Source organism: Solwaraspora sp. WMMD792 (assembly GCF_029626105.1).
Taxonomy (GTDB): domain Bacteria; phylum Actinomycetota; class Actinomycetes; order Mycobacteriales; family Micromonosporaceae; genus Micromonospora_E.
Genome location: NZ_JARUBH010000009.1, coordinates 7055017 through 7067698, shown reverse-complemented (window position 1 = coordinate 7067698; position 12682 = coordinate 7055017). Strand labels below are relative to the sequence as shown.

The 12682-nt window shown below is 71.4% G+C and carries 11 protein-coding genes; 3 read left to right on the top strand and 8 right to left on the bottom strand.

All coding sequences use genetic code 11. From position 1 onward, the window contains the following. Positions 1-28: 28 nt before the first annotated feature. Together O7629_RS32875 and O7629_RS32870 are read right to left on the bottom strand one after the other, a co-directional pair. Positions 29-1426, bottom strand: a complete 1398-nt coding sequence (locus tag O7629_RS32875; protein ID WP_278174231.1) for a cellulase family glycosylhydrolase — start codon at positions 1424-1426, stop codon at positions 29-31. Between the two features lie 185 nt (positions 1427-1611). Beyond that, positions 1612-2640 (bottom strand): LacI family DNA-binding transcriptional regulator, encoded by a 1029-nt coding sequence (locus O7629_RS32870; protein WP_278174230.1) that lies wholly within the window; start codon positions 2638-2640, stop codon positions 1612-1614. A 221-nt stretch (positions 2641-2861) separates the two neighbouring features. Here O7629_RS32870 and O7629_RS32865 point away from each other — a divergent pair, with 221 nt between their 5' ends. Then, positions 2862-3575 (top strand): aspartate/glutamate racemase family protein, encoded by a 714-nt coding sequence (locus O7629_RS32865; RefSeq protein ID WP_278174229.1) that lies wholly within the window; start codon positions 2862-2864, stop codon positions 3573-3575. A gap of 73 nt (positions 3576-3648) precedes the next feature. Here the strand turns inward: O7629_RS32865 and htpG are convergent, their stop codons facing one another. From htpG to O7629_RS32840, 5 genes are read right to left on the bottom strand one after another with little or no spacing between them, the layout of a single operon-like run. Further along, positions 3649-5502 carry a molecular chaperone HtpG gene (gene htpG, locus O7629_RS32860; protein ID WP_278174806.1) on the bottom strand — a complete coding sequence of 618 codons (1854 nt, stop codon included), beginning with the start codon at positions 5500-5502 and terminating at the stop codon, positions 3649-3651. 34 nt (positions 5503-5536) lie between these two features. Beyond that, positions 5537-6733, bottom strand: coding sequence for an ABC transporter ATP-binding protein (locus O7629_RS32855; RefSeq protein WP_278174226.1), 1197 nt, complete (start codon positions 6731-6733; stop codon positions 5537-5539). Further along, the gene (locus O7629_RS32850; protein WP_278174225.1) at positions 6730-7554 is read right to left on the bottom strand and encodes an ABC transporter permease; all 825 of its coding nucleotides are present in this window, start codon (positions 7552-7554) and stop codon (positions 6730-6732) included. The genes O7629_RS32855 and O7629_RS32850 overlap by 4 nt, the downstream gene beginning before the upstream one ends. A 2-nt stretch (positions 7555-7556) precedes the next feature. Continuing rightward, on the bottom strand, positions 7557-8357 hold the full coding sequence (gene modA / locus O7629_RS32845) for a molybdate ABC transporter substrate-binding protein (protein WP_278174222.1): 801 nt from the start codon (positions 8355-8357) through the stop codon (positions 7557-7559). Further along, positions 8357-8749, bottom strand: coding sequence for a helix-turn-helix domain-containing protein (locus O7629_RS32840; RefSeq protein ID WP_278174221.1), 393 nt, complete (start codon positions 8747-8749; stop codon positions 8357-8359). Before O7629_RS32840 ends, modA begins: the two co-directional genes overlap by 1 nt. A 151-nt stretch (positions 8750-8900) precedes the next feature. Here O7629_RS32840 and O7629_RS32835 point away from each other — a divergent pair, with 151 nt between their 5' ends. Both O7629_RS32835 and O7629_RS32830 read left to right on the top strand, forming a co-directional pair. Further along, a complete protein-coding gene (locus tag O7629_RS32835) occupies positions 8901-10811 on the top strand; it encodes an ABC transporter ATP-binding protein (protein ID WP_278174220.1) in 1911 nt (636 codons plus the stop codon). A 105-nt stretch (positions 10812-10916) separates the two neighbouring features. Continuing rightward, positions 10917-11567, top strand: coding sequence for a hypothetical protein (locus O7629_RS32830; RefSeq protein WP_278174217.1), 651 nt, complete (start codon positions 10917-10919; stop codon positions 11565-11567). Here O7629_RS32830 and O7629_RS32825 read toward each other — a convergent pair. Next, positions 11545-12351, bottom strand: a complete 807-nt coding sequence (locus O7629_RS32825) for a bacterial transcriptional activator domain-containing protein (RefSeq protein WP_278174216.1) — start codon at positions 12349-12351, stop codon at positions 11545-11547. The genes O7629_RS32830 and O7629_RS32825 overlap by 23 nt on opposite strands. Positions 12352-12682 lie beyond the last annotated feature (331 nt).

The window sequence follows — 12682 nt, the reverse complement described above, 5'->3', positions numbered from 1 at the left end:
ACGTCAGGCCGCGTGCCGCGCTGTTGGGTCAGGCCGCGGCGCAGGTCAGCGTCGGAACACTGTTGGTGCCGTTCCAGGACCCGATGAAGCCGAACGTCGTGCCGGCCCCGGCACCGAGGCTGCCGTTGTAGCTGACATTGCGGGCGGTCACGTTGGACCCACTGTTGGTGACGGTGGCGTTCCAAGCCTGGTTGACGGTCTGGCCGTCGGCGAAGGTCCAGGTCACCACCCAGCCGCTGATCGCCGAACCGCCGGCGGTGACCCGGACGTCGCCCTGGAAGCCACCCGGCCACTGGCCGACGACCCGGTAGCTGGCGGTGCAGGCTCCGCTGCCGGGCGGGGCGGTGGTCGGCGGCGGGGCGGTGGTCGGCGGCGCCGTCGTCGGCGGGGCGGTGGTCGGCGGCGCCGTCGTCGGCGGGGCGGTGGTCGGCGGCGCCGTGGTCGGCGGCGTACCGCCGAAGATGCTGGCCTCCCGGGAGGTGGAGCTGATGCCGTTCGGTCCGTTGAAGATCCGCTCACCCCAGGTGGTCATCTGGTTCGGGTCGAAGTTGAGCACCATGTCGAGGATCGGGTCGGTGTTGCCGCTCCACGACCAGCCGAGGTAGCCGAGGCCACGGGCCTGCGCCTCAGCCAGGATCGTGTCGTGGTCCACCTCGCCGGAGTTGAACTGCCAGCCGAACTCGCCGATCACCAGCGGCCACCCGTTGGCCTCGAAGTCGTCGAGGTAGCTCACGATCGACGAGGCGCTGTTGTAGACCGCGTACATGTGGATCGACAGCACGGTGTTGCCGTGACTGTCCGCGTCCAGCACCGTCTGGGCATCGGCCCGCATGACGTTCTGCCAGTCCTGGCCCCAGTTCGGCGCGTCGACCATCAGCAGGTGTTCGAAGCCGTTGGCCCGCATCCGCCCGATGGCGTCGACCGTGGCGGCGGTCCACTGACCGGCGTCGACGTTGCCGATCGGCTCGTTGCCGATGTTGATGACGACGTAGTTCTCCTCGCCGACCAGCGCGCTCTTCTGGCTGATCCAGTAGTCGACGGCCTGGTCGAGCGAGGCAGCGGCACCTTCCTCGCCGTACCCGGTGGTGTCGTGCACCTCGAGCACGCAGATCATCCGGTTCCGCTTGCACAGGTCGATCACGTCGGCGACGTCGTCGGACGGACCCCAGCGCTGGCCGCTGCCCAGCACCACCCGTACGGTGTTGGCACCGAGCGCCTTGATGTCGGCGAACGACTCGGTCTCTCCGGTGTACCAGACGTGCGGGTGGTTGACCCCGCGCATGATGAACGGCTGGCCGTTGGCCTCGACGATGTCGGTGCCGCTGATGTGCAGGCCGACGGCCGCGCTGGCCGGCCGCACGACGAGCAGGATCGACGCGACGAAGGTGATCAGGGCAGCGCCGAGGACGAAGAGTCTTCTTCTCATGACCTACCTCAGGTTGAGCCCGGGAAGTCCCGGGGCGAGGCACGCCTGCCCGAGCGCACGGACCCGGAGCGGGGCGTGCGCGGCGCGCTATTGCAACGTTTGTAAACCGGGGGTACGAGGACCGGCTCGGCGCTCTACGGTGTGCCAACAAGCTACGTCCGCACCCCGACCGAAAGCAATAGCTATCAGTCGATGCGTTTCGACGCGTCGGACGTCGGCGGGGCGGTCGAGGCGCGGACCGCCAGCGTCGGGCGGAACCCGATCTCCCGGTGAACGTGCCCCGGCCTGGCCTCGTCCAGCAGCAGTTCGGCGGCGGCCCGGCCCAGCCGATACTTCGGCTGGCTGACCGTGGTCAGCGCAGGCGCCAGCCGGCGGGCGAACGGCAGGTCGTCGTAGCCGACGACCGAGATGTCCGCCGGCACCCGGACACCGGCTGCGGCAAACCCGTCCAGCAGGCCCAGCGCCGCCGTGTCGTTGAGACAGACCACCGCGGTCACCGGCGGGGTCGCGGCGAGAATCAGCGCCGCCGCCGAGGCGGCGGCTTCGACTAGCGGCGGCGGATGCAGCGGTACGCGGACGTCCAGCAACCCCGTCGCAGGGTCGAGACCGGCGGCGGCCAGCGCCCTGCGTACGCCGTCGCGACGGCGGGCCACCGGTCCGGCGTCCCGGGTGCCGCCGAGAAACGCGATCCTGCGGTGCCCCAGCCCGACCAGATGCTCACCGGCCAGCCGGCCACCGGCGACGTCGTCGACCGCGACCGCGCACAGGTCGAGCCCTGCGCGCGGATGGTCGATCAGCACGACCGCCATCCCGTGCTCGCTCATCCACAACAGCGGCGCCGGGTCCGCACCGACCGGCGCGATGATGACGCCCCGTACGGCCTGGGTCTGCAGCAGTTTCAGCAGCTGCCGTTCCTTGGCCGGGCGCAGGTCTGTGCTGCAGGCCAGCACCAGACAGCCGTGCTCGGCGAGCTCGTCCTCGATGCCCCGGTTGACCTCGGCGTAGAACGGGTTGGCCAGGTCCAGGGTGACGCTGGCGACGATCGGGCTGGGCCGGCCGCGCAGCTGCCGGGCCGGACCGTTCGGCACATAGCCGACGGACTCGATGACGGCCTCCACCCGGCGGCGGGTCGCCGGCGCGACGATCGACGGTCGGCTCAGCACGTTGGCCACGGTAGAGACCGATACGCCAGCAGCCCGAGCGACCTCACGCATGCCGATCCGTCGTACCGGTACGTCCCTGGGCACCACGGTCCCTCCCGCCCGTCGCTGGGTCATCGCAGGTGGCACGCCTGATGTTCGGACAGCTGCCGGTAGTCCGCGAAAGATGAGTCCACAATAGTCAATACTGGACGTCCGCGACAGCTGCCAACCGGGTCGATGTCCGCCGACGAATATCCGCCCGGTACCCGGGCACCCGGTGGCACGATGGCAGCATGATGACGATCGGCATGCTCGGCGGCATGAGCTGGGAAAGCAGCGGGCACTACTACCGGCTCGCCAACGAACTGGTCCGCGACCGGCTGGGCGGGCACCATTCGGCACGGTGCGTGCTCTACTCGGTCGATTTCGCCGACATCGAACGACGGCAGGCAGCCGGCGAATGGGACGAAGCCGCCGACCTGCTCGCCGACGCCGCGCGGCGGGTCGAAGCGGCCGGCGCCGACCTGCTGCTGCTGTGCACCAACACCATGCACAAGGTCGCCGACCAGGTCGCCGCCGCAATCGACATCCCGTTGCTGCACATCGCCGACGTCACCGCTGACGCGGTCCGCAGCCACGGGCTGCACACGGTCGGTTTGCTCGGCACCGCGTTCACCATGGAGCAGGACTTCCTACGCGACCGGCTGGCCGGTCACGGCCTGACCGTCCTGGTGCCCGACGCCGCGGATCGCAAGATGGTCCACTCGGTCATCTACGACGAGCTGTGCCTCGGGGTGGTCAGCGAGTCGTCCCGGGCCAGGTACCTGAAGGTCATCGAGCGGCTGATCGCCGCCGGCGCGCAGGGCGTGGTGCTCGGCTGCACCGAGATCGAGCTGCTGGTCCGTCAGGAGGACACCCCGCTGCTGCTCTTCCCGACCAGCCGGCTGCACGTCGCCGCCGCCGTCGACCAGGCGATCGCCGCTGAGGCGGCGGCGGTCACCGTCTGAGCCGTCGCGGGTCCGTTCGGTGGGCGTCCCCCGGCGGGCATCTACCCACCGGGGGATCCCGACGTCCGGCGGTTCAGACGGTACGGGCCAGTCGGTCGGCGAGCAGCTTGGCGAACCGGGCCGGGTCGTCGAGTTCACCGCCCTCGGCGAGCAGCGCGGTGCCGTACAGCAGCTCGGCGGTCTCGGCCAGCGCCGGATCGTCGGAGCGGGCACCGTACGCCTCCCGCAGGCCGGTGACCAGCGGGTGGGTCGGGTTCAGCTCCAGGATCCGCTTGATCTTCGGCCCGTCCTGACCCATCGCCCGGTACATCCGTTCCAGCGCCGGGGTCATGTCCGCGGCGTCGCCGACCAGGCAGGCCGGCGAGGTGGTCAGCCGGGTGGACAGCCGTACCTCCTTGACCTGCTCGTCGAGCGTCTGGCCCAGCCAGGACAGCAGCGGGGCGTACGTTTCCTTCTGCTGTTCCCGCTCCGGGTCGGACTCGGCGGTGTCGTCGTCGCCGGCCAGGTCGACCTGGCCCTTGGCGATCGACCGCAGCTTCTTGCCGTCGTAGTCGGCGACCGACTCGACCCACATCTCGTCGACCGGGTCGGTGAGCAGCAGGACCTCGTACCCCTTGGCCTTGAACGCCTCCATGTGCGGCGAGTTCTCGATCATCGTCCGGGACTCGCCGGTCATGTAGTAGATGTCCTCCTGACCGTCCTTCATCCGCTCGATGTACCCGGCCAGGGTGGTCAGCTGCTCCGGGTCGTGGGTCGAGGCAAACGACGAGATGTCCAGGATCGCCCGCTGGTTCTCGTAGTCGTTGAGCAGGCCTTCCTTCACCGCCCGGCCGAGCTGGGTCCAGAACGTGCGGTACCGGTCGGCGTCGTTGTCCATCAGCTCCTTGAGCGACGAGAGCACCTTCTTCACCAGCCGGCGCCGGATCAGCTGGATCTGCCGGTCCTGCTGCAGGATCTCCCGGCTGATGTTCAACGACAGGTCCTGCGCGTCGACGACACCCTTGATGAACCGGAGGTACTCCGGAATCAGCGCCTCGCAGTCGTCCATGATGAATACGCGCTTGACGTACAGCTGTACGCCGCGCCGGGCGTCCCGCATGAACAGGTCGAACGGCGCCTGCGCCGGCACGAACAGCAACGCCTCGTACTCGAAGGTGCCTTCGGCCTTCATGTGGATGATGTCGAGCGGGTCGTTCCAGTCGTGGCTGACGTGCTTGTAGAACTCCTTGTACTCGTCGTCGGTGACCTCGGAACGGGGCCGCGCCCACAGCGCCTTCATCGAGTTGAGGGTGACCACCTCGCTGGTGGTCTCGCCGTCGGATTCACCGGGACGCTCGGTGGTGGTGCGGATCGGCCAGGCGATGAAGTCCGAGTACCGCTTGACGATCTCCCGGATCTTCCACTCGTCGGTGTAGTCGTGCAGCTGGTCGTCCTTGTCCTCGGGCTTGAGGTGCAGGGTGACCGTGGTGCCCTGAGGCGCCTCGTCGAGCGTCTCGATGGTGTAGGTGCCCTCGCCGGACGACTCCCAGCGGGTCGCCTCGGTCTCCCCGGCCCGCCGGGTGGTCAGCACGACCCGGTCGGCGACCATGAAGGTGGCGTAGAAGCCGACGCCGAACTGCCCGATCAGCTCCTGCGCGGCGGCTTCCTTGGATTCCTTCATCTTGCGCAGCAACTCGGCCGTGCCGGACTTGGCGATCGTGCCGATCAGGCTGACCACCTCGTCACGGGACATGCCGATGCCGTTGTCCCGCACGGTGAGGGTGCGCTGTTCGCGGTCGGCCTCGATCTCGATGTGCAGGTCCGACGTGTCGACGTCGAGATCCTTGTCGACCAGCGCCTGCAAGCGCAGTTTGTCCAGCGCGTCGGAGGCGTTCGAGATCAACTCGCGCAGGAAGATGTCCTTGTTCGAGTAGATCGAATGGACCATCAGCTGCAAGAGCTGGCGCGCCTCGGCCTGGAACTCACGCGTCTCGACCCCGGTGCTCACCTGGATTCCCTCCTGGAGACGAATTGCCGTCGGAAGCCTGGCTTCCACCGAGAATCGTACGGTCCGGGTCCGCCGGATATCCGGCCACCTCGGTCGCCTTGAGTGTCGCCCACACTTGCTCGCCGCGACGCAGGTCGAGGTGGGCGGCCGCCGCCGCGGTGACGTCCACTCCGACCGGTAACGGCCCGGCCAGCTCGACCCGCAGCCGGTCGCCGTTGCGGGCGACGCTGCTGACGGTGGCCGGCCACGAGTTGCGCGGGCTGCCGTCCGGACGCTGCCGGTAGAGCGCCACCGCCGACGGCGGGAACGCCACGAACACGTCGCCGCGCTGCGGCTCGGCGGCGACCAGCCGGAAGCCGCCGGGCAGCGTGATGCTGGTCCCGTCCCCGCTGCCCCGGTAGAGGTTGAGCCCGACCAGCCGGGCCACGTAGTCGCTGCGCGGGCGGGCGGTGACGGTGGCAGCGTCACCCGACTGCACCAGCCGGCCGTCCTCGACGATCACCAGCCGGTCGGCGAGCATCATCGCGTCCAATGGATCGTGGCTGACCAGCACGGCGACGCCGGTGTGCGCGGCGAGGTGCTGCCGCAGGTGGGCGCGGGTCTCCGCGCGGGTCCGGGCGTCGAGCGCGGCGAGCGGCTCGTCGAGCAGCAGCAGTTGCGGGCGTACGGCGAGCGCCCGGGCCAACGCGACCCGCTGCGCCTGCCCGCCGGACAGTTCCCGGGGCCGGCGGCGGGCGTGCCCGGTCAGCCCGACCCGGTCCAGCCAGCCAGCCGCCGTGTCGCGCGCGACGCGACGCGGCACGCCGTGGCTACGCGGCCCGAACGCCACGTTGTCCAGCGCGGTCAGGTGCGGAAACAGCAGATAGTCCTGGAAGACCACGCCGATCGGCCGGTGCTCCGGTGCCATCAGCAACCCCGTGTCCGGCTGGTCCAGCGTCCGGTCGCCGAGGCGCAGGTGGCCGGCGTGCAGCGGCTGCAGTCCGGCGAGGGCCCGCAGCGCCGTGGTCTTGCCGGCGCCGTTGGGCCCGAGCAGCGCGACCACCTCCCCGGCGGCGACGGTCAGCCGCAGGTCGAGGGTGAACCCGGCGCGGCGGACCACCAGATGCGCGTCGAGCGCCGCCGCCGGCCCCGGGTCGGGGACGGGGTCGTCGGCCCGTCGCCGGGTGGTCACCGCAGACCACCGACCCAGCGGTCGCGCAGCCCGGCGAGGATCACCACGGAGACGGTCAGCAGCAGCAGGCTCAACACGATCGCGGCGTCGAGGTCCTGCTCCAGGGCGAGGTAGACGGCGAGCGGCATGGTCTGCGTACGGCCGGGGAAGTTGCCGGCGAAGGTGATGGTGGCGCCGAACTCACCGAGCGCCCGCGCCCAGCACAGCACTGAACCGGCGGCGATCCCGGGGCCGACCATCGGCAGGGTGACCCGGCGGAACGTGGTCCACCGGCTGGCCCCGAGGGTGGCGGCGGCCTCCTCGTATCGGGGGTCGGCACCGCGCAGCGCGCCCTCGACCGCGATGATCAGGAACGGCATGGCAACGAACGCTTCGGCGAGCACGACGGCGGTGGTGGTGAACGGCAGGGTCACCCCGAATGCGCTGTCCAGCCAGCCGCCGACCAGGCCGCGCCGGCCGTAGACGAGCAGCAGCGCGACGCCGCCGACCACCGGCGGTAGCACCAGCGGCACGGTGACCAGGGCGCGGATCAGACCCCGGCCGGGAAACCGGGTGCGGGCCAGCAGCCAGGCCAGCGGTACGCCGAGCAGCAGGCACAGGACGGTGGCGGCGGTGGCGGTGAGCAGCGACAGCCGAAGCGCGTCGAGGACGCCGGGCGCGGTGAGCCGGGCCGGCAGCTGCCCCCACGGGGTACGCAGCAGCAGGCCGGCCAGCGGCAGCGTCAGGAAGGCCAGTCCGGCCAGGGCGGGCAGGGCGAGGAAGACCGGCGGCCGCCGGTCGGTGCGGCGACGTCGCCGGCTGACGGCGGGCGGCGCGGTCACGGTCACGGACTCTGGAAGCCGGCGTCGGTCAGGACGGCCTGGCCGGCGGCGGAGCGGACGTACCCGACGAAGGCCTCCCCGGCCGGCGGGTTGGCGGCGGCGGCCAGGGTGACGATCGGGTAGTCGTTGATCGCCTGGCCGGACTCGGCGAACTCGACGGCGTCGACCTCGTCGGCGGCGACGGCCGCGTCGGTGCGGTAGACGACGGCGGCGTCGACCTCGCCGAGGCGGACCTTGGACAGCGCGGCGCGGACGTCCCGTTCGAAGGTGACCGGGACGAGGTCGCTGCCGGCGGCGTCGAGCGCGGTACGGGCGGCCGCCCCGCATGGCACCTGCTCGGCGCAGAGGGCGACCTTGACGCCGGACCTGGTGAGGTCAGCCAGCCCGGTGACCCCGGCCGGGTTGCCGTCTGGGACCGCGATGACCAACTGGTTGCGGGCGAAGACGGCGGGTTCGCCGGCTGCCTCGCCGGCGGAGATGACCGTTGCCATGGTGGCCGGGCTGGCGGCGGCGAACACGTCGGCGGGTGCCCCGGCGGTGATCTGCTGGGCGAGCTGGGAGCTGCCGGCGAAGCTGAAGGTGACGGACACCCCGGGGTTGGCCGCCTCGAAGTCGGCCCCGATCCGGGTGAACGCGTCGGTGAGCGAGGCGGCGGCCAGCACGGTGAGTGGGCCGGTGACGCCGGCTACGGCGTCGTCCCGAGCACCGTCGGAGACTGATCCCGTGCCGGTGCCGGTGGCGCAGCCGGCGGCCAGCAGCGCGGTGGCGGCCACCAGGGTGAGGGAGTCCGCGCGGCGGCGCATCAGGTGCTCCGTTCGACGACGACGTTGGTGGATTTGACGACGGCGGTGGCGGTGGTGCCGACGGTCAGGCCGAGTTCGTCGACGGCTTCGCTGCTCATCAGCGAGACGATCCGGAACGGGCCGGCCTGGATGTCGACCTGGGCCATCACGGTGTCGCGGGTGACCGCGGTGACGATGCCGCGCATCCGGTTTCGGGCCGACGACCGGCCGACGCCCTCGTCGGGGTCGTCGGCGAGGGCGCGGGCGAAGGCCGCCAGATCGACGCCGGCGATCATCCGGTGACCGTTGCCGTCCCGGGCAGCGGCGAGTTTGCCGGCGTCCACCCAGCGCCGCACGGTGTCGACGCTGACGCCGAGCAGGTCGGCGGCGTCGCCGATTCGGTAGGTCGTCACGAACCAGACGTTATCCTCTCGCACATGCGATGCGAAAGACCATTTCAGCTCGCAGATGCGAGTCAAGGGCGGCGCCTGAACGCCGGCCGGGCGGCACCGCGCCAGCAACCGCCGGGGTCCAGCTGGAACGGGCCGTGGTCCACTTGATGGTGTGACCGTCGCGCAGACCGCCGAACCCCCCGTCGCCGACCGCCGATTGCCCCGGCTACGCCTGCTCTGGTCGTTCGCCCGGCCGCACCGCCGCGCGCTGGGCCTCGGCCTGTTCCTCGCTCTGGTCGGCTCCGCCGCCGGCCTCGCCACCCCGATGGTCACCAAATGGGTGCTGGACACCCTGACCGGGGCGGCGTCGCTGCGCGGCCCGGTGCTCGCGCTGCTCGGGCTGCTCGTCCTGGGTGTCGTGATCTGGCTGTGGCAGTGGATCCTGCTCGGCACCGTCGGTGAACGGGTGATCCTCGACGCCCGCCAGTCGATGGTGCGCCGACTGTTCCGGGCCACCGTGCCGGCCGTCACCGCCCGGCCCACCGGCGAGTTCGTCACCCGGGTCACCTCGGACACGGTGCTGCTGCGCGAAGCCGCCTCGTCGAGCGTGATCGGCCTGATCAACGGCTCGGTGCGGCTCGTCGGCACGCTGGTGTTGATGGCCGTGCTGGACCTGGTACTGCTCGGCGCCACCGTCGCCTCGGTCGCCGGGATGACCGTCCTGTTCAGCCTGTTGCTGCCGGGTATCGCCAAGGCGCGCGAACGCGCCCAGGAGCATGTCGGCAAGTTGGGCGCGGCGCTGGAGGGCACGTTGCGGGCGATCCGCACGGTCAAGGTGAGCCGGGCCGAGCAGCGCCAGTCGGAGCGGATCGTCGGCGAGGCCCGCGAGTCGGCCCGGCAGAGCATCCGGGCCATCCGCCGCGAAGCCCTGGCCTGGACCGTCGCCTGGGCCGGCATCCAGCTGGCCATCATCACGATCCTCGGTCTCGGTGCCTGGCGGGTCGGCACCGGCGCACTGCCGGTCTCCAGCCTGATCGCGTTCCTGCTGTACGCGTTCGGGCTGATGGAGCCGGTCACCACGCTGAGCCGGCACCTCACCGCGCTGCAGTCCGGGATCGCCGCCGCCGGGCGGATCCGGCAGGTCGAGGCGATGCCGGCCGAGGCCGACCCGACCGCTACACCGGCGCCGACGGCCCGCCCGGAGCCGGGGACAAGCCCGGAGCCGGCGGCCGGCCGGGCTGGTCGGGCGACCGCCGACACCGCCCGACCGGTGCTGGAGTTGCGGCAGGTCACCGCCGGCTACGGACCCGACCTACCGGCCGCGGTACGCGACATCGACCTCGCCGTGCCGCGCCGTGGGCACCTGGCCATCGTCGGCCCGTCCGGCGCCGGCAAGACCACCCTCTTCTCGCTGATCCTGCGGTTCCTCGTACCGCAGCGGGGCGAGCTGCTGCTCGACGGTCGACCGTACCCGTCGCTGGGCCACGAGCAGGTCCGGAGCCGGCTGGCGTACGTCGAGCAGGACACCCCGGTGATCCCCGGCACCATCCGGGAGAACCTGCTGTTCACCCATCCGGACGCCACCGACGGGGAGATCCGCCGCGCGCTGCACGCGGTCCGGCTGACCGAGAAGATCGACTCGCTCGGCGACGGGCTGGACACTCCGCTCACCCCGTCGTCGATGTCCGGCGGGCAGCGGCAGCGGATCGCACTGGCCCGGGCGATCCTGCGGCGGCCGGACGTCCTGCTGCTCGACGAGGCGACAGCCCAGGTCGACGGACTCACCGAGGCGGCCATCCACGACTGCATCCGGGAGCAGGCCGGCAACGGCGCGGTGGTCACCATCGCGCACCGGCTCTCCACCGTCATCGACGCCGACACCATCGTGGTGATGGACAGCGGGCGGATCCGGGCGTACGGCGACCACCGGACGCTGTTGGCCACCGACGAGCTGTACCGCGACCTGGTGGAGGCGCTGCGGATCGCCCAAGCCGGCGGGCCGGTGAACGGTGGCCGCGTCGGCGGGCCGGTGAACGGTGACGGCGTCGGCACCGGGGATCTGGTGCCGAGCGACGTGGGCTGACCCGACGCCGAACTGACCGACGACGCCGTCGGGGGCGCGGCGTGCTGCTTCCGTTTGGTCCGCGCCGCCGGGGGTACCTCGTCGGCCGGGAACGGGGGTGCCACGATGGCGGATCGGCAGGTACGCGCGGTCGACGCGCTGCTCGACCGGCAGGGCCGGACGTTCAGCGCCGAGGCGGGTATCGCCCTGGCCGACCGACCGGCACCGCTGTACCAGCTGCTGGTGCTGGCCACCCTGCTCAGCGCCCGGATCTCGGCCGGGGTCGCGGTCGCCGGCGCCCGGGAACTGTTCGCGGCCGGCTACCGCACACCGGCGGCGATGTGCGGGGCCAGTTGGCAGGACCGGGTCGACGCGCTCGGCCGGGGCCACTACCGGCGGTACGACGAACGGACCGCCACGATGCTCGGCGACGGAGCCGAGCTGTGCCACCAGCGGTGGGGCGGTGACCTGCGGCGGCTGCACGCTGAGGGCGGTGACGACCCGGCCGCGCTGCGCCGGTTGCTCACCGCGTTCCCCGGCATCGGCCCGACCGGAGCGGACATTTTTCTGCGCGAGGCGCAGGCAGTCTGGCCCGGACTGCGTCCGTACCTGGACAAGCGGGTGGTGACCGGGGCCCGCAAGCTGGATCTGCCGACCTCGCCGCAGCGGCTGGCCGCCCTGGTGGGTGAGCGCGACCTGCCCCGGTTCGCCGCTGCCCTGGTCCGGGTCTCGCTCGGCGGTGACGCCGGACGGGTCAGCGGGCCGGGCGAGGGCTGACCGGGCCGGACGCCGACTCACCCGGCCGACGCCGGTCGAGTGTGCGCCGGGCCGGCGCGTCCCGGATCGGGGTGAGGATGTCGCCGATCAGCGCGGCCATCGCCGGGGACGGTTCCAGCTGTAGCTCCCGCAGGGCCAGATCGCGGTACGCGTAGAAGGCGTGCAGCGCCTCGTAGGCGTTGCCCTCGGCGAGATGGATCTGCACGATCAGCCGGTGCGGGGTCTCCCGCAACGGTTCGGCACCGACCGCTTCCAGTGCGGCCTGCAGCGCCTCGTCGTGCCGACCGGCGTCCAGATGGGAGCGGGCGATGTGCTCGAGCAGGTGCAGCCGCAGTTGCCGCAGCCGTTCCCGTTCCAGCAGCACCCAGTCGTCGTACCAGCCGGGCAGCAGGTCGTGCCGGGCGGCGGTGAGCACCGCGTCGGCCAGCCGCGGGTCCCCACCGTCGCGTACCCGCGCGGCGGTCCGGACCAGGTCGTCGACGTCGACCTGGACCCGCTGGTCGAGCCGGACGGTGTCGCCGGCGGTCCGCAGCGGGCAGTTCGGCTCCTGACGCAGCCGCCACAGTGCGGTACGCAGCGAGGAGAGTGCGCGGTCCTCGGCGGCTTCCGGCCAGAGCAGACCGGCCAGGTGGGCACGGGTGGCGCCGGGTCGCAGCCCGATCACCGCGACGATCCGCTGCAGTCCACGGGGGATCGACACGGTCTCGTGCTGGTGGATCAAACGGAAGCCGCCGAGGAGCAGCAGTCGGAATGATGCCCCCGCGTTGCCTGCCTCTGACGTCACGGCCGAACCCCCTGCACACGTCAGTCACCGGTCGCCGCCCTTGCATCACGTCATCGCGTCACGAAGATTATCAATCACGATTACTCTCAGTCAACATGCAGTCGGCTACCCGATTCGCTCGACCCATCGATTAAATCCCGTCTGAACTGGGATTTTGTCAATCTCAACGACCGCCGGTGATCCCGACGCACATCGAGAACGATCACGCACTGTACTCATAGCCCGTCACGTCGGCGTCACCGACGGGCGATGACCCGGGCGGTACGGACAACGCGCCGGTGACGCCGACGGCGGCAAGGTTGGCCAGGACCGGGCCCGACGCCGCTGGGAG